The organism is Sphingomonas sp. HF-S4, from assembly GCF_032911445.1.
Lineage (GTDB): Bacteria > Pseudomonadota > Alphaproteobacteria > Sphingomonadales > Sphingomonadaceae > Sphingomonas > Sphingomonas agrestis.
In genome coordinates this window covers 2917596-2933204 of record NZ_JAWJEJ010000001.1, presented here as the reverse complement: position 1 = coordinate 2933204, position 15609 = coordinate 2917596, and the positions used below count along the sequence as shown (strand labels likewise).

Genomic DNA, 15609 nt, shown 5'->3' with positions numbered 1-15609 from the left:
GCGCCGCCATGGCAAGCCGATCTCTCGTCAAGGCCGCCGGGCTGCTGCTCGCCTGTGTCGCACTGCCTAATGCCGCCCAGGCGCAGGTCGGGGCATTCGGCGGCTATCATTCGTCGGGCATGGATCAGTTCAACTACGTCCTGAACCGCATCCAGATGCAAACCATCCTGCGCAACGGCAAGCCGCGGGCCGGCCCGCTCGTGCCCAAGTCGGAAAGCACGACGATCGCGCGCGGCGCCGTGCCGGTCGCCCCGCAGCGGCTCGCCCGGCATTATCCCGCTGCGCAGCGGCCCGAGGCAGTGCGTACCTTCCGCAAGTTGCTCGACGGCTATCGCCAGCTCGAGACACGCTTCGGCATTCCGACCGGTGACATGGCGGGCGCGATGGCGGCGCTGATCGCAGGCAGCTGGAGCATCTGCCGCGACCGCGAGATCGTCGAGGCGCATTTCGTCCGGGCCGCTGGGCAGCTTCGCGGCGCGATCGCGCAGGATCCGCGCTTCGCCCAGCTTGCCGCTATCGACCGGCAAATGAGCTATGAGCAGTTCGCGATCCTCGGCACCGAGCTGGCGTTGCTCCGCATGGCGCTCAAGCAGCGGCCCGATCCCGAGCTGCAACGCCGCGGCTGCGACGCCGGACGCGGCTATCTGGCGCAGTTCGGGCTCGATCCCGATCGACTGGAAATCACCGCGGCGGGGCTGGCGCCGGCTTGACGCCCCTGTCTGCGTGGTTCATGAAATGTTCTCACGCACGCCGTGGAGAAAAGCGATGTCGGACGGCCTGGTTTTCTACACCAATCCCCAGTCGCGCGGGCGGATCGCGCGCTGGATGCTCGAGGAAATCGGCGCGGACTACCGCACCGAGGTGATCGACTATGCCGAGCGCATGAAGAGCGCCGCCTATCTGGCGATCAATCCGATGGGCAAGGTCCCGGCGATCGTCCATCAGGGCAAGGTCGTGACCGAGGTCGCGGCGATCTGCGCCTATCTCGCCGATGCCTTTCCCGAAGCCGGGCTGGCGCCGCGGCCCGAGGCGCGCGCCGATTATTATCGCTGGCTGTTCTTCGCCGCCGGCCCGCTCGAACAAGCGGTCACCAACAATTACGCCAAGTTCGATCCTTCGCCCGAACAGTCGCGGATGTTCGGTTACGGCAACTACGCCACTGCGGTCGACGCGATCGAACGTGCAGTTTCCGCGAATCCCTATATCGCTGGCGAGCAATTCACCGCTGCCGACGTCTATGTGGGCTCGGCGATCGGCTGGGGTACGATGTTCGGCACGCTGCCCAAGCGCGACGCCTTCCTCGCGTATTTCGCCCGGCTGAGCGGTCGCGAAGCCTATGTCCGCGCCTCGGCGAAGGACGATGCGCTGATTGCGGAGAGCGCAACTGCCTGATTTAGCGGCTTGATCCCCAAGGCCTGCTCGTCGATGAAGGCGTGCAGGGGACCAGGGGGAAATGATGAAGCAGCTTGAGCGGTGGTTCGAGAACGGTTTGTTTGCGTCGCGCTGGCTGCTGGCGCCTTTCTATGTCGGGCTGATCGCCTCGATCGGGCTGCTGCTGTTCGTCTTCGTGAAGACGTTCTTCGAATCGCTCGGCAAGGCCGCGGCGATGCATGTCGAGGAGGCGATCCTCACCGTGCTCACCCTGCTCGATCTCGCGCTCGCTGCGAACCTGATCCTCGTCGTGATCCTCGCGGGCTACGAGGCGTTCGTCTCGAAGATCGATACCGAGGGCCATGAGGATCGCCCCGCCTGGATGGGCACGACCACCTTCTCGGGATTGAAGCTCAAGCTATACGCCTCGATCGTCGCGATCTCGGGCATCCAGCTGCTCAAGACCTTCATGGGCCTGGGCGCGCATCCGCTCAGCGGCAGCGAGATGATGTGGATGACGGTAATCCATCTCGCCTTCGTGGTGACCGCGCTGCTTTCCGCCGTCACCGACTATATCTGCGCGCGCGCCGGCAAGTCGGCGCACTGAGCGCTGGTTTCGCCGGAGCCTCGCTCAATCGCCGGGGCGATCCGCAGAACTCTCCAGCCTACGCCACATCGATCACCCCGCGGAGCGTCTTGAGGAAATCCGTAGCCAGCGCGGTGAGCGGCCGGTTGTGCAGGTACATCGCATGTACCCCGAAGGTGATCGGTGGCTTCAAGGGCCGCATTGCCAGCCCCGGCGCGAGCGAGGCCTGCGCAGTGAAGCTGTCGACCACCGTCATCCCCACGCCCTGCTGGACCAGCGCCGCGGCGATATAGAAGGTCCGCGCGAGGATCACGTCGTCGAGCACGATCCCCTGGCGCTGGACTTCCTGGGTGAACAGCTGCCCCATCGGGCCGCTCGTGGCGAGGCTGATGAAGCGGTGCCCCTCGAGGCAGCGCATGTCGCACCGCGCCGGCGCGTCGGGCATATCCTGCTCGCGATAGAACACCACCAGCTCGCCTTCGCCCAGCGGCTTGTGGTCGATCGGCGCGGCGGGGGGCACTTCATAGGCGATCGCGATGTCGGTCTCGCGCTCGAACAGCTTCCGCAGCAGGTCGTCGTGGTGGACCGTCTGGAGATCGAACTTCACATTGTCGTGGGTCTTGAGGAACTGCGCCACCGCGGTCGGCAGCGCCTGCAGCGCCAGGCTCGGCAAGGCCGACACCCGCAGCATGCCTCCCGAGCCGCGGCGCAGATTCTTGCCCGCCTCGCGCAGCGCGTACACCCGGTCCTGGATCTCGGAGACTTCGGTGAACAGCGTATGCGCATCGTCGGTCGGCACCAGCCGGCCGTTGGTCCGCTGGAAGAGCTGGAAGCCGAGCAGCGACTCCGCGTGCCGCAACATCTTCGACACCGAAGGCTGCGATACGTTGAGTGCACGCGCCGCGCCGCTGACCGATCCGTTCACATAGACGGCGTGGAAGATCTCGATATGCCGCAGGTTCATGGCCGCGGAGACTATCGCGATTTGCGAAAAGGGAAAGCGCCGCGCGTCCCGGCGCGGCGCGGCTCCGGGCCCATCGCGCCACCGTGGCGAAATCTCGACAAAATATTAAGCATCGCACCCGCACATTACCGCAATCCCGCCGCAAAGGTCGGTAGGATAGCAGGAACGAAGTGAATCGCTTTGACCGGGGGGTCGGGGTTTCGTGAACACATTGTTTTTGTCGCTTCTCGCACTGGCCGAGACCACGGTGCCTCTGATTGCGCCACCGATCGCCGTCACGGTCGAACGCCCGCGCGTCGCGATCATCGACAGCGGCGTCGCCCGCACCGCCGAACTCGCGCCGCTGGTGTCGGCCGAATACGACATGGCCTCCGAGACCAGGCGTCCCGAGTTCCAGCCGCGCTACGATCACGGCACGATGGTCGCCACGATCCTCGCCCGCGCCGCCAATCGCCAGGTCGACATCATCTCCCTGCGCATCGACGATCCTGCCGGCTGCCCCGCCGGCGCCAACCCGCCATGCCAGCCCTCTGCCGAGCCGGTCGCCCGCGCAATTCGCCGTGCCACCGAATTGCGCGTTGACGCGATCAACATCTCGCTCGCGCTCGATCGCGACCCGACCATCACCGCCGCGATCGCCGATGCCGCCGCCAAGGGCATCCGCGTGATCCTCGCCGCCGGCAACAACGGCTACGATCATCCCGGCAACCTAGACCCGGCGCGGGCTGCCTATCCCAATGCGGTGCTCGTCGGCGCGATCGACGCCGAGGGCCAGCCGTGGAGCGGCACCAACCGCCCCGACGCCAAGCCCGAAGGCTATAACTATGCCTGGGCGCTCGGGGTAAAGGTTCCCACCGCCGCGATCGACGGCCGCGCGGTCACCGGCACGGGCACGTCTTTCGCCGCACCGCTAGAGACTGCGCGTTTCCTTACTTCGCGGACGATGGCCGGAGTGGTCGCAGGAAAGTAACCCTTCGGCTTGCAGGGCGGTCCGGCTGGCGGCACAGTCCGCCCATGCGATACCTGCTCCTCCCCATGCTCGCGCTGCTCGGCGCCGCGCCCGCGCCCAAGTGGCAATCGATCTTCGACGGCAAGACGCTCGCCGGCTGGACGCCCAAGATCACCGGCCGCGCGCTGGGGGAGGATCCGCTGCACATGTTCGTTGTGCAGGACGGCGCGATCCGCGTCTCGCATGCCAACTATTCCAGGTTCGAAGGCGATTTCGGCCACTTGTTCTGGAAGGCTCCGCTCGGGGCCTATCGCATTCGCTTCGACTATCGGCTGCTCGGCGAATCGCTCCCCGGCATCCAGCCCTGGCAGGCGAGCAATTCTGGAATCATGTTCCATGCCCAGCCGCCCGCGACGATGCGGCGCGACCAGCAATTCCCGGTGAGCCTCGAATTTCAGCTATTGGGTGTCCCACGCCCTACCCGCGAACCCAGCGGCAATCTCTGCACCCCCGGCACCACCGTGGTGATCGAGGGCACGCGCGATCCGCGCCACTGCATCCTCTCCACGTCGCCGCTGCTCCCCGTAGGCCGCTGGACCAAGGCGGCACTGGAAGTGCTGCCCGATGGCCGCATCACCCATTTCATCGACGGCAAGCCGGTGCTGCATTATTCGGCGGCCGAACTCGATCCGCAGGACAAGGATGCCCAGCCGCTGATCGCCGCGGCGGGCGGCAAGCTGGCGCTGCGCCAAGGCTATATCGCGCTGCAGAGCGAAGGCCATCAGATCGAGTTCCGCAAGATCGAAGTGCTCCGGCTCGACTGAGCGCAGCCCGCCGATCCTCTCGGATGGACGCGGACCTTCGCTTGCGAGCGAAGGTCCGCGCCGTGCGATTAGTCCAGGCTGGAGAGCAATTCGTCGAGCTGGTCCATCTGCTCGGGCAATCCGGCCGCCGATCCCTGTAGCGCTTCTGCGAGCGCCTGCTCGGACGGATAGGCCTCGTGGAAGGTCAGCAGCGTCTTTCCGCCCTGATCCTCGAACGTCACGGTGGTGATCGCGCCTTCCTCGCCCTCGTCGTTGGTCCAGACGATGCGCTCGTTCGGTACTACCTCGAGATACTTGCCATAGAACGACATCGTTTCCGGGCCGCCGGTGCCGAACTCCAGCCGGTATTTGCCGCCGGTGCGGACGTCCAACTCGCACGAAACGAGCGAAACGCCGGTCACCGATTTCGGCATCCACCAGCGCCGGAACAATTCGGCCTGGCTCCACGCCTTGAAGACGATGCTCGGCGGCGCGTCGAACGTCCGCGTGACGAGGAGTTCGCGGTCGCCCTTGCGCTCGATCGACGTGCGATTCTGTGCCCCGTCCCTACTGCTAACCGGCTGATCCATGGCCTGCCTCCTCTTTCAGTTCGCTGATGATTTCGTCCAATGCGTCGAAGCGGTCCTCAAAGAGCTTGCGGTGTGCCTCGATCCACGCGGCTTCGGCCTCGAGGCCCCGCTGCCCGAGGCGGCACGTGCGCACCCGCCCGACCTTCTGCGTGACGACGAACCCCGCCTGCTCAAGCACCTGGACGTGCTTTTTCATACCGGTCAGCGTCATCCCGAACCGGTCCGCGAGAACGGTGATCGACGCTTGGCCTTGTCCGAGCCGATCGATGATCCCGCGCCGCGTCGCATCGGACAGCGCGGAGAAGGAGAGATCGAGGGACGCGTGCGCATGCTGAACCATATGGTTCAGTGTCTAATCCGAAGATGTGGCGAGCGCAAGCCTGCTGAGCATCAGGCCTCGAAAACGCTGGCAATGTAGGATTTGTTCTGCCTTGGTTCTAATATGGCCGCGTTGCATCACCCCGGCGCCACGCCCTCGCGATCTTGCGCTCGGCGCTTGACTCGCAACCTGCGTATCGAGTCAATCAACCACCGGTTGACTCGCGCCCCGGAGCGGCGAAACCCACGCGAGTCCGCGTGTTTTTATGCCAACCAAAGGGTTTGCTATCCCAAGCTACCAACCTTCCGGTTGGCAACGGGCGTGATCTCAGACGTAATGCGGCTCGCCGCGTTCGAAGAGCTGCTCGTAATGGACCAGCACCGGCTCGGCGCCGAGCGGCACGGGCTGGCCGCCCCGGAATGCCCATTCGCCGCGGTCGCAATCCTCGGCGCGGACATAGCCATTGATGTAGAGACGACGCTGGTGGTCCGATCGGTTGGTCCCCGAACCGTGCACCAGATAGGGGTTCCACAAGGCGAGATCGCCGGGCTCGAGGACGAGGTCGATCGTCTCCTCGGGCGCGAGCCCGGCGGCGAGCAGCACCGCGTCGGCCATCGAATTGCCGAGCACTTCGGTGTCAATGTCGAGGTCGAGATCGCCCTGGAGATGGCTGCGCGGGATGAAGCGCATGCCGCCCGATCCCGGATTGTGCGGATCGATCGCCAGCCCGGTCTGCACATAGGAGGTGCCGAGATTGCGGTAGCAGTCGTCCGGCTTACGGAAGCGCGAATCCTGGTGCCAGGCGAAGTCGCCCATCGCTCCTGGCGCCTTCCAGTGGAGCTGGTTAATGATCTGCTTGACGTCGCCGCCGATCAGCGGGCCAAGCATCGTGGCGAAGCGCGGGTCGCGCCGCACCGCTTCGAGCACCGGCTGGTGATAGGACGGCCATTGCACCATTCGCACCGTCGGCGCGCCGTGGTCGTCGGGCGCGACATTGTAGAACAGGTTGCCGTGGCGGAAGCTGCGGCCATGCGCGACGCCTTCGGCATGGACCTGGTCGATCGCGGCGCCGATTTCGGAGACCTCATCGGGTGTGAAGAAGCCGCGCAGTACGGCATAGCCGTCGCGCCGGAACTGGGCGACAGTGTCGTCGCCCTGCGGCTGAGGTCGTTCGAAACCCACCATTTCCTCCACGTCCGGACCCCGCGATCCTCTCCCCGGACGCGATGTGCGGCAAGAAGCGTGCGCGCACTCGCCAATGCCCTGCGGCTATGGCGCGGCGCTGCCCCGCCGCTGGAGCAGCCGGGCGATGCCCCGGTGCCGCTCGGAGGTCTTGCCGCCGCATTCGCGCTCGAGCCTGTCGCGGATCACAATCAGCTCCTTCTCGCTCAGATGCTCGATCCCGATGAATTCGTTGCGGGCAGTGCCGAGCGCGCGGATCATTTCGTCGAGCTTGGCCTGGATAGCCGCAGCGTCGCGGTTCTGCGCGTTCTGGATCAGGAAAACCATCAGGAAGGTGACGATCGTGGTGCCGGTGTTGATGACGAGCTGCCAAGTGTCCGACCAGCCGAACACCGGCCCGCTGACGCCCCAGCCCATGACGATCAGGAACGCCACGGCAAACGCGATCGGCCGTCCCGCCCATGCCGCGACCGCCTGCGCGAACCGCTCGAAGATTGCGCCCATGCCGACTCCTCTCGGGCGCATGCTAGCGGGAGCGGAATGCGCGGTCACTGGCATCCTATGCCGTCGTGCTCGCAAGCCGCTCCCTTGTCCTCAGCCGCGCGCGGCGATCGCGTAGAGCGCCACGGCCGCCGCGTTGGATACGTTGAGGCTTTCGACCTTGTCCGAGATCGGCAGCTTGGCCAACTGGTCGCAATGCGTCTCGGTGTTCTGGCGCATGCCTTCGCCTTCGGCGCCGAGCACCAGCGCGATCCGGCCCTGGCCCATCACTTCGCCCAACGTCTTGTCGGCGTGCCCGGTGAGCCCGATCCTCCAGAACTGGGCCTCGGCGATCTCCTCGAGCGCGCGGGCCAGGTTGACCACGCGCACCCAGGGCACGGTCTCGAGCGTGCCCGAGGCCGAGCGCGCCAGCGATCCCGATTCGGGCGGCGAGTGGCGGTCCTGGGTGATGATGCCGAGCGCGTCGAACGCCGCCGCCGAGCGCAGAACCGCGCCGACATTGTGCGGATCGGTCACCTGATCGAGCACCACCAGCGGCCGCTGGTCACCTTCGCCCTGCGCGAGCAGGTCGCCGAGCCAGATATCCTCGAGCGGATCGACTTCGACGACAAGCCCCTGGTGCGGCGCGTCGCCGGGCACCAGCCGGCCGAGATCGGCGACGTCGGCGAAGGTGATCGGGATCGACGCGGGGATGTCGAGCCCGCCCAGCGCCTCGCGCGTCCCCCAGATTTTCCGCACGGTGCGTTCGGGATTGTCGAGCGCCGCCAGCACCGCATGCCGGCCATAGAAGCGCGGGCGCGATGCGGGTGCCTTGCTGGGTCGGTGTCCTTTGCGTGCCATCAGTCTAGATCGTCCGGATTGGGGTAAGCGAACGGATCGGTGACGTTCGGCTCGGTGGGGAAGGGGAGCCGCGGCAGCGGCTTGTCGGCATTGGCGGCGTTGAGCAGGAAGCTGGCGAGGATTGCCGATGCCTGCCGCACGTCGGCGGGCTTGATGTGATCGAAGGTGTCGATGCTCGTATGGTGGAGCCGGCTGCCATAGTCGAGCGGATCCTGGATGAACTGGAACGCCGGGATGCCGACCGCGGAGAAGAACACATGGTCGGTGCCGCCCGACTTGCGGATCGCGACGGTGCTGGCGCCCAGCGAATTGAACGGCGCGAACCAGTCGCGGAAGGTGGGGACCACCGCGCCGTTATTCTCGGTGTTGATCCCGCGGATCTTGCCCGAGCCGTTGTCGAGATTGAAGTAGGCTACGAGCTTGTCGTAGCCCGGCTGGCGGGCGATCGGCCAGCGATTGGCCCAGCCATAGAAGCGCGCGAGCCCCGTGTTCGGCGCGCCCGGCTTGCGCTGGCGGCTGGCGACGTGCTTCTCGACATAGTCCATCGAGCCGAGCAGGCCCTGTTCCTCGCCCGCCCAGAGCGCGAAGCGGATCGTGCGCTTGGGCTTGACGCCCATCGCCTGGAGGATGCGCGCGGCCTCCATCACCATCGCGACGCCCGCGGCATTATCGACTGCGCCGTCGCCCGCGGCCCAGCTGTCGAGATGCGCGCCGGCCATGACATAGGCGCCCGAGGGATCGCTGCCGGGGATGTCGGCGAAGATGTTGTACGCCTGGGTGTCGGTATCGACGAAATGGACGACGTTCTCGAGCTCGACGACCGGGGCATTGCCCTGCTTGGCGAGGCGGGCGAGGCGGCGATAATCCTCGGCGGCGATCTCGACGCCGGGCACCTGCTGGGTCTCGCCGGCGCCGAACAGATAGCCTGCGCCGTGGACCAGCTTGCCGTCGCGCGGCGACATGGTGGCGTAGGCGGCGGCGCCCTCTGCCTTGAGGAAGGCGTCGAGCTTGGCGGCATAGTCGAGCCGCTTCATCCGGCGGTCGCTCGCCTCGGGATCGTATTTGGGCTGTTCGTAGGTGTCGAACTTGGCAAGTTCATCGCCGGTCCAGCGCTTGAACGCCGGATCGGTCGGCTCGGAGCCGTCATTGGGAAGCGTGACCATCACGATCTTGCCGGCGAGCTTACCGCGATAGCGCTCGAAATGGCGCTCCTCGGTCATCGGCGCGACGATCACCGGCGCGCTGATCCTGCCCGCGGTGGCGGGAGTCCACGCGATCGGGATCGCAGTCAGGGTGATCGGACGCGGGCTGACCATCCGCGCGCTCGACCGCTCGATCCACCAGCCGCGGCCGAAATCGAAGCCTTCCTTGTGCGCGTTCTTGAGTCCCCATGAGCGGAACTTCGACAGCGTCCACTCCTCGGCGGCGCGCATGCCCGGCGAATTGGTGAGGCGCGGGCCGATATGATCGGTGAGATGCTGGAGCGTGAGCATCGCCTCGGAGCGGTTGAAGCCCTCGTCGAGGATGCGGTTCACTTCGTTGCGATCGACCGACTGCGCGGCGAGCGGCGAGGCGGCGAGTGCAATGGCGAGGATGGCGGCAGCGGTGCGCATGGGACTCCTGCGGGCGGAAGGGATGATTGGGACGCTATGCGCCGCAGAACCTGTGCGCAAGGCGTTGACAGGGCGGAGTCGCTTCGGCATTGGACCGCCCTCGCTTCGCTAGCGGCACCAATGGACAGGTGGCCGAGTGGTTAAAGGCAGCAGACTGTAAATCTGCCCGGGTTTCCCGTACGCTGGTTCGAATCCAGCCCTGTCCACCATCCGCCCACTGAAGGGCTTACATCTCAGTATGACGTTGATTCTACTCGGTTCTTCCTGCCCAATGTGGTGCGGAAGGCCGGTACGGAATGGGTGTGGCGCGCGTGAGCCTGACAAGGTCGAAGACGGGCCTCGGGCGGGCTCGCAAGGAAATCCCTGAGGCATTCGTTGGCACCATCATCGATCTCCTACTACGGCGACTGACCGTCGGCGAGCGATAGGCCAATTCTGCCACTTTGATCGATGACGATACGCTTGTTGCTATCGCGGTTGGCAAGTGCCCGCGGTCTTGGCGGGCTCTAGTTGCGGAGCGACGCTCCACGCGTTACATCTGAGATGTCGGAAAAGGCAGACTTGGTCTGGTCAGCCCAAGTCCTTCCGGTAACGGAAGCTCTGGTCTTTGGCCTCGCCCGAGATCCCCGCGACGAACAAGGACACCGATGGGTGCCCGACCGTTCGTCGGCGTGGTCTCCGGTTCGGGGAACGCTCCGGTCGAACGATATTCGACGCGGGAGCTTCCATGTCTACACAATCATCCACGTACGACGTCATTATTGCCGGAGCTGGCCCAGTCGGCCTGTTCCTCGCCTGCGAGCTGCGGTTGGCTGGGGTTTCGGTGCTCCTTTTGGAGCAGGCGGCCGATCCGCGATCTCCGCTCAAGATCTTGCCGTTCGGGATGCGCGGGTTATCGACGCCCACTCTCGAGGCCTTTCATCGTCGCGGATTGCTCGATCAAATCGTCGCGCTTCAGCAAGCGAAAGACGAAGCCGGGACGATGCCGGCGTCGGCGCATTGGCTGCAGCAGCAACGTCGTCCCGCCGGACATTTCGCCGGCATTCCCTTCTTCGCGGAGGATGTTGATTCGACGCGCTGGCCGTATCGGTTGCCCAGCCCGGCAGGCTTCAACCTTGCGGTGGACATGCAGTCACTCGAGGGTTCGCTCACCGCTCGGGCGATTGCAAGGGGCACGATCATCAAGCGGGGAGAGGGCGTCGTCGCTATAGAGGCGGAATGTGACGGCGTGACCGTTCAAACCCAGGATAACGTGTATCGTACCTCCTGGCTGGTCGGCTGCGATGGCGGTCGGAGTAGGGTTCGGAAGCTCGCTGGCTTCGATTTCGCTGGCACCGATCCGGAGTTCACGGGCTACTCGGTCGCCGCAGAACTTGAAGATGCAGACAAGCTGAGTGTCGGTCGCACCTATACCCCGACCGGCATGTACACCTTCGCCAGGCCGGGCACGATCGCAATGGTTGATTTCGATGGCGGCGTTTTCCACCGTATGCACCCGGTCACGCGGGAGCATGTCCAATCGGTGCTCCGGCGAATCTCGGGCACGGACGTCACGCTCACCAATCTGAAGTTCGCCGCCACTTGGACGGACCGCGCGCGCCAGGCTACCTCCTACCGGCGCGGTCCGGTGCTGCTCGCAGGGGACGCCGCTCATGTGCATTCGCCGTTGGGCGGCCAAGGCTTGAACCTGGGCCTCGCCGACGCGATGAACCTGGGTTGGAAGCTGGCGGCGACGATCCGTGGATCGGCGCGTGCCGGTCTCATCGACAGCTATCATGGCGAACGTCATCCTCAAGCAGCCCGCGTTCTGGACTGGTCGCGAGCGCAGGTCGCGCTGATGCGTCCCACGCCAAGCACCCGCGCGCTCGAGAGCATTGTTCGCGATCTCGTGGCCACGCGCGACGGCGCGACATACTTCGCCGAGCAGGCTTGGGGCGTGTCGCTGCGCTACGATCTCGGCGATGATCATCCCCTTGTTGGTCGCAGCGTGCCGGATTTCGAGCTGGTCGGTGGCGCCAGGATCGGCGAGCTCTTGCGCCACGGTCGTGGCCTGATGCTAGATTTCACCTCAAGCGCGCCTCATCGGTCGCTGACGAAGCCCTGGCGAAGTCGGATCGATTACATCTGCGCTGAGGTAAAAGACCATCTCGGGCTGAGCGCCATACTGATCCGCCCCGATGGCTTCGTCGCTTGCGCCAGCGATAAGCCCGCTGATGGCGAACGCTTTCTCGAAGCGATGCACCGCTGGTTCGGCGCCGTGGATTGAGCAATCGAAGAGGTATTCACGATTCAGGGATGCGTATTCCACCGAGACTAGTGCCGCGGTCTTGAGGCCGGCCTTCGGGCGGCGGGGTTAAGGCGCGGTTTGCGCCCCCCGGATGCGCGGTGGCGGAGGCCGCATTCTCGACTGCCTTGATTCGAACGAACCGTATAGGGTCATCGTTTCTTCCGACCGCCGCGGATCGGGAGGGTGGTGGGACCAAGGCAATGGTCTGGGAGGAGCGTTGGCTTTGAGCCGACGCAGCCTCGTTTTGCGGATGGAAGGAAAAGTATGAAGATCAGCGCACGCAATCAGCTGCCAAGCATCGTCACCACGATCATGCCCGGCGCGGTCAACGGTACCGTAAAGGTCGATATCGGCGGCGGGATGACCGTCACCGCCAGCATTACCGAGGAAGCGATCGCCGATCTCTCTCTAGCGGAAGGTGACACGGTCACCGTTCTCATCAAGGCCAGCGACGTACTGATCGGCAAGTGAGATGCGGGTTCATGCGCTCAAGCTGAAGCTGCAGATCGTCTGCGGCGACAGCTATGCGATCGGTCCGGGCAAGGCCGACGTTCTGGAGGCGATCGATCGCGAAGGTTCAATCTCCGCGGCGGGTCGCGCATTGGGAATGAGTTACCGCCGCACATGGCTGCTGGTCGATGAAATGAACTGCTGCTTCGTCAATCGGCTCGTCGAAACGCGGGCCGGTGGCGGTGACGGACGCGGTGCTCATTTGACGGAAGACGGCCGCTTGGCGCTTGCTGCTTTCCGCGAGCTTGAGGCGCAGGCGGCGGCGCTGGTTGATGCCCCTGCCTACCAGCGCCTGCTTGGCCGAATTCGCGTCGCACCAGACCGGACAAAAAGGACCGGCTGAGGCCCCCACAGACGGCTTGGCACTGACCGAGGCGCTATATACGGCTGAATACATCGAGTCGTGGTCGAAGCGACGGATGGGGGGCGTATGACAATGAATCCAGCGCGGTCGATGGCACTTTGTGCGCTGCTGATAGGGCACCCGGCTTTGGCTCAAGCACAGAGTGGCCCGAACAGCGCAGCGGAGACCGAGATAGGGCCCGACGACGCCATCCTGCCCGAAATCACCGTCATAGCACGCCGGCGCGCGGAGGACGCGCAGCGCATCCCCGGTTCGCTTTCTGTGGTCGGAGGCGACACGCTCGACCGATCCTACACCGTCAACACGCAGCAGCTGGCGCAACTGGTGCCGGCGCTCAACTACAGTTCGGCCAATCCGCGCAACACCGCTTTCACTATCCGGGGTCTTGGCAGCAGCGTCGTTGCGGTCAGCCAGGCGAATGACGGGCTTGAACCAGGCGTCGGCTTCTATGTCGACCAAGTTTACCACGCGCGCCCGGCAACTGCCGCGTTCGATTTCAGCGACATCGCCCAGGCCGAGGTGCTGCGCGGGCCCCAGGGCACGCTGTTCGGCAAGAACAGTACGGCGGGCGCGATCAACATCACGACCCGCGCGCCGACCTTCAAGAGCGAAGCGAGCCAGGAGATCTCGGTCGGCAGCTTCAACTTCGTCCAGGCGAAGATCGCGGCTTCCGGCGCCCTGTCTGGCGATACGATCGCAGGACGGCTGTCGGCAATCGTCACGCGGCGCGACGGCGTGATCGACAACGTCCGCACCGGCGCAGATCACAATCAGATCGGCAATCAGGCGGTGCGCGGACAATTGCTGATCAAGCCGTCCGAAGCGTTTCAGGTGAAGCTCAGCGCCGACTTCACCAACTTCGAGAGCGATTGCTGCACGCAGGTCCACTACCGCGTGGCGGCGCGCGACCTGCCACGCACCGCGTCGCGCCAATATGGCGGATCGGCCGGGCTCGCTGCGCAGTTCGGCTACGTCCCGCCCAGTATGAACCCCTATGACCGAGTGACGGACATCGATGCACGGCTGGGCGTCGACACCAACGAGGGCGGCGTTGCGGCCATCGCGGACTGGGCGCTCGGCAAGACTACGCTCACGTCGATCAGCGCGTGGCGATTCTGGAATTGGGATGCAGCGAACGACCGCGACTACACTGGTATCCCGATCCAGCTGCAACAGCACATCCCCTCGCGGCAGGATCAGTTCAGCCAGGAATTACGTCTCGCTTCCAACGGATCGGGGCCGTTCAGCTACGTCGGCGGGCTCTACTTCTTTCGTCAGCGCGTGATTGGTCGTCCGATCTCGATCTACGGCCCGGCGGCGGCACGATATCTGATCGGCACCACTACCGGGACGCCGGCAGTGGCCGTGCCGAGCAACCTGCTTGACGGCTATGGCACGGACGGCCGGACCGATTTCCAGTCCAATAGCTATGCTGCGTTCGGCGAGCTCAATTGGCGCCCGATCGACCGCGTGACGCTCACTGGTGGTCTGCGCTACACCTACGAGCACAAGACGGGCATGTACGACACGTTCGTGTTTGGGGGCATGGCGACATCGATCACGGCGCTGATCAATGCACGGCTCGGTATTCTGCGAGGGCAATATTACACGGCCAAGGTCAACGACGGCGCACTCACCGGCCGCGCCAATATCGCTTGGCAAGCGACTGACGGCGTCCTCGCCTATGCCAGTTTCGCGCGGGGTGAGAAGTCGGGCGGCATCAACATGTCGGGCCTGCCGCTCAACGACGCGAACCTGCCCGCGACCGGCACCGCCGTGGTGCGGCCGGAGAAGAACACCGCCTATGAAGTCGGCCTAAAGACATGGCTGTTCGACAATCGCGTGATGTTCAATATCGACGCATTCTACACGCGCGTGACCGACTTCCAGTCTAACGTCAGCGATACGCGCGCAGCGGCGGCACTGCGCACCTACCTCGCGAACATTCCGCTCGTCACCGTAAGGGGGTTCGAGGCCGACGCGGAGATCGCGGTGACGCGCGGCCTTTCGGTGCGCGGATCGGTCGCCTATGCCGATGGCAAGTACAACCGTTATCCGGCGGGTCCCTGTCCAATCGAGCGGATCGGCAACACGGCCACCGCTTGCAACTTGAGCGGCGTCGCCTTGCCCGGTCTGCCCAAATGGTCGAGCACCATCAGCGGTGACTATCGGTATTCCGCGACGGCGCTCGACGGCAGTCTATTCGCGCATGCGGACGTCAATTATCGTGGCAGGCAGTTCGGCGATCCCACGGGGTCGCGCTATACCGCGATCGGCGCGTTCGCGCTTGTCAATGGCAGCCTGGGTTATCGCAGCCACCGCGGCTGGGAGCTAGCGGTATTCGCGCGAAACCTGCTCGATCGCGACTACATCCAGAACGTGACGATACAGGCAGGCAATTCGGGCCTGATCCTCGCCACACCGAGCGATCCCCGGACCGTTGGCCTCACGTTTCGCGCCCGGCAATGATCGCCTGACGGTCGTTCGAGGCTTGAGATGTCTGCTATCGGTTGGCCTACCACCCCTGGACCTCAACCACCGATCCAAGCGGGAGATACTCGAGCCCACCTCACCGATTGATCCATCCTTTCACACCAGTTGATCTCTTCCGCGGCTGTCCGTGGCCGCGACAGACGAGAACCTAGACGACCTGTTCAGGTGACAGGTGCCTCAAAATGTCGGGGTAGGAATGACAATTTTTCGCTGCCTGATTTTGCGCCGAGGGCGTTG

General features: G+C 64.9%; 16 protein-coding genes and 1 tRNA gene. 10 read left to right on the top strand and 7 right to left on the bottom strand.

Going from position 1 to position 15609, the window contains the following annotated elements; translation table 11 throughout:
* Window positions 1-8: 8 nt before the first annotated feature.
* The 3 genes from RZN05_RS13275 to RZN05_RS13265 all read left to right on the top strand — a co-directional run bounded on the left by RZN05_RS13275 (window position 9) and on the right by RZN05_RS13265 (window position 1978).
* Window positions 9-710: a DUF6683 family protein gene (locus RZN05_RS13275; protein WP_317227080.1), complete on the top strand. Its 702-nt coding sequence runs from the start codon at window positions 9-11 to the stop codon at window positions 708-710.
* Window positions 711-765: 55 nt separating this feature from the next.
* Window positions 766-1392, top strand: coding sequence for a glutathione S-transferase family protein (locus tag RZN05_RS13270; protein ID WP_317227079.1), 627 nt, complete (start codon window positions 766-768; stop codon window positions 1390-1392).
* A gap of 61 nt (window positions 1393-1453) precedes the next feature.
* Window positions 1454-1978: a TIGR00645 family protein gene (locus tag RZN05_RS13265; protein WP_317227078.1), complete on the top strand. Its 525-nt coding sequence runs from the start codon at window positions 1454-1456 to the stop codon at window positions 1976-1978.
* A gap of 58 nt (window positions 1979-2036) precedes the next feature.
* Here RZN05_RS13265 and RZN05_RS13260 read toward each other — a convergent pair whose 3' ends face one another.
* Window positions 2037-2921: a LysR family transcriptional regulator gene (locus RZN05_RS13260; protein WP_317227077.1), complete on the bottom strand. Its 885-nt coding sequence runs from the start codon at window positions 2919-2921 to the stop codon at window positions 2037-2039.
* A gap of 217 nt (window positions 2922-3138) precedes the next feature.
* Here RZN05_RS13260 and RZN05_RS13255 point away from each other — a divergent pair, with 217 nt between their 5' ends.
* Together RZN05_RS13255 and RZN05_RS13250 are read left to right on the top strand one after the other, a co-directional pair.
* A complete protein-coding gene (locus RZN05_RS13255; RefSeq protein WP_317227076.1) occupies window positions 3139-3891 on the top strand; it encodes a S8 family peptidase in 753 nt (250 codons plus the stop codon).
* A 44-nt stretch (window positions 3892-3935) separates the two neighbouring features.
* Window positions 3936-4694, top strand: coding sequence for a 3-keto-disaccharide hydrolase (locus RZN05_RS13250; protein ID WP_317227075.1), 759 nt, complete (start codon window positions 3936-3938; stop codon window positions 4692-4694).
* A 68-nt stretch (window positions 4695-4762) separates the two neighbouring features.
* Here RZN05_RS13250 and RZN05_RS13245 read toward each other — a convergent pair whose 3' ends face one another.
* From RZN05_RS13245 to RZN05_RS13220, 6 genes are all read right to left on the bottom strand, one after another.
* Window positions 4763-5263 carry an SRPBCC family protein gene (locus tag RZN05_RS13245; protein WP_317227074.1) on the bottom strand — a complete coding sequence of 167 codons (501 nt, stop codon included), beginning with the start codon at window positions 5261-5263 and terminating at the stop codon, window positions 4763-4765.
* On the bottom strand, window positions 5247-5603 hold the full coding sequence (locus tag RZN05_RS13240) for an ArsR/SmtB family transcription factor (RefSeq protein ID WP_317227073.1): 357 nt from the start codon (window positions 5601-5603) through the stop codon (window positions 5247-5249). Before RZN05_RS13240 ends, RZN05_RS13245 begins: the two co-directional genes overlap by 17 nt.
* Window positions 5604-5909: 306 nt before the next feature.
* A complete protein-coding gene (locus RZN05_RS13235; RefSeq protein WP_317227072.1) occupies window positions 5910-6767 on the bottom strand; it encodes a phytanoyl-CoA dioxygenase family protein in 858 nt (285 codons plus the stop codon).
* 84 nt (window positions 6768-6851) lie between these two features.
* Entirely contained in the window at window positions 6852-7268 is a 417-nt protein-coding gene (locus RZN05_RS13230) for a low affinity iron permease family protein (protein WP_317227071.1), read from the bottom strand.
* A gap of 90 nt (window positions 7269-7358) precedes the next feature.
* The gene (gene rlmB, locus RZN05_RS13225) at window positions 7359-8105 is read right to left on the bottom strand and encodes a 23S rRNA (guanosine(2251)-2'-O)-methyltransferase RlmB (RefSeq protein ID WP_317227070.1); all 747 of its coding nucleotides are present in this window, start codon (window positions 8103-8105) and stop codon (window positions 7359-7361) included.
* Complete coding sequence (locus RZN05_RS13220) at window positions 8105-9718, bottom strand: M20/M25/M40 family metallo-hydrolase (protein WP_317227069.1); 1614 nt, start codon at window positions 9716-9718, stop codon at window positions 8105-8107. Before RZN05_RS13220 ends, rlmB begins: the two co-directional genes overlap by 1 nt.
* Window positions 9719-9840: 122 nt before the next feature.
* Between RZN05_RS13220 and RZN05_RS13215 the strand changes: the two genes are divergently transcribed.
* The 5 genes from RZN05_RS13215 (at window position 9841) to RZN05_RS13195 (ending at window position 15348) form a co-directional block, all read left to right on the top strand.
* Window positions 9841-9927, top strand: a tRNA-Tyr gene (locus RZN05_RS13215).
* 518 nt (window positions 9928-10445) lie between these two features.
* The gene (locus RZN05_RS13210; RefSeq protein ID WP_317227068.1) at window positions 10446-11984 is read left to right on the top strand and encodes an FAD-dependent monooxygenase; all 1539 of its coding nucleotides are present in this window, start codon (window positions 10446-10448) and stop codon (window positions 11982-11984) included.
* Between the two features lie 285 nt (window positions 11985-12269).
* Window positions 12270-12476 (top strand): TOBE domain-containing protein, encoded by a 207-nt coding sequence (locus RZN05_RS13205; RefSeq protein ID WP_317227067.1) that lies wholly within the window; start codon window positions 12270-12272, stop codon window positions 12474-12476.
* A 1-nt stretch (window position 12477) separates the two neighbouring features.
* Window positions 12478-12858: a winged helix-turn-helix domain-containing protein gene (locus RZN05_RS13200; protein ID WP_317227066.1), complete on the top strand. Its 381-nt coding sequence runs from the start codon at window positions 12478-12480 to the stop codon at window positions 12856-12858.
* Between the two features lie 93 nt (window positions 12859-12951).
* Window positions 12952-15348: a TonB-dependent receptor gene (locus tag RZN05_RS13195; RefSeq protein WP_317227622.1), complete on the top strand. Its 2397-nt coding sequence runs from the start codon at window positions 12952-12954 to the stop codon at window positions 15346-15348.
* The last annotated feature ends 261 nt before the right edge of the window (window positions 15349-15609 follow it).

What these genes read in the sequence shown, in the direction of transcription:
- RZN05_RS13275 (WP_317227080.1), top strand. Translation starts at nt 9, where the DNA reads ATGGCAAGCCGATCTCTCGTCAAGGCCGCCGGGCTGCTGCTCGCCTGT.
- RZN05_RS13270 (WP_317227079.1), top strand. Translation starts at nt 766, where the DNA reads ATGTCGGACGGCCTGGTTTTCTACACCAATCCCCAGTCGCGCGGGCGG.
- RZN05_RS13265 (WP_317227078.1), top strand. Translation starts at nt 1,454, where the DNA reads ATGATGAAGCAGCTTGAGCGGTGGTTCGAGAACGGTTTGTTTGCGTCG.
- RZN05_RS13260 (WP_317227077.1), bottom strand. Translation starts at nt 2,921, where the DNA reads ATGAACCTGCGGCATATCGAGATCTTCCACGCCGTCTATGTGAACGGA.
- RZN05_RS13250 (WP_317227075.1), top strand. Translation starts at nt 3,936, where the DNA reads ATGCGATACCTGCTCCTCCCCATGCTCGCGCTGCTCGGCGCCGCGCCC.
- RZN05_RS13245 (WP_317227074.1), bottom strand. Translation starts at nt 5,263, where the DNA reads ATGGATCAGCCGGTTAGCAGTAGGGACGGGGCACAGAATCGCACGTCG.
- RZN05_RS13240 (WP_317227073.1), bottom strand. Translation starts at nt 5,603, where the DNA reads ATGGTTCAGCATGCGCACGCGTCCCTCGATCTCTCCTTCTCCGCGCTG.
- RZN05_RS13235 (WP_317227072.1), bottom strand. Translation starts at nt 6,767, where the DNA reads ATGGTGGGTTTCGAACGACCTCAGCCGCAGGGCGACGACACTGTCGCC.
- RZN05_RS13230 (WP_317227071.1), bottom strand. Translation starts at nt 7,268, where the DNA reads ATGGGCGCAATCTTCGAGCGGTTCGCGCAGGCGGTCGCGGCATGGGCG.
- rlmB (WP_317227070.1), bottom strand. Translation starts at nt 8,105, where the DNA reads ATGGCACGCAAAGGACACCGACCCAGCAAGGCACCCGCATCGCGCCCG.
- RZN05_RS13220 (WP_317227069.1), bottom strand. Translation starts at nt 9,718, where the DNA reads ATGCGCACCGCTGCCGCCATCCTCGCCATTGCACTCGCCGCCTCGCCG.
- RZN05_RS13210 (WP_317227068.1), top strand. Translation starts at nt 10,446, where the DNA reads ATGTCTACACAATCATCCACGTACGACGTCATTATTGCCGGAGCTGGC.
- RZN05_RS13205 (WP_317227067.1), top strand. Translation starts at nt 12,270, where the DNA reads ATGAAGATCAGCGCACGCAATCAGCTGCCAAGCATCGTCACCACGATC.
- RZN05_RS13200 (WP_317227066.1), top strand. Translation starts at nt 12,478, where the DNA reads ATGCGGGTTCATGCGCTCAAGCTGAAGCTGCAGATCGTCTGCGGCGAC.
- RZN05_RS13195 (WP_317227622.1), top strand. Translation starts at nt 12,952, where the DNA reads ATGAATCCAGCGCGGTCGATGGCACTTTGTGCGCTGCTGATAGGGCAC.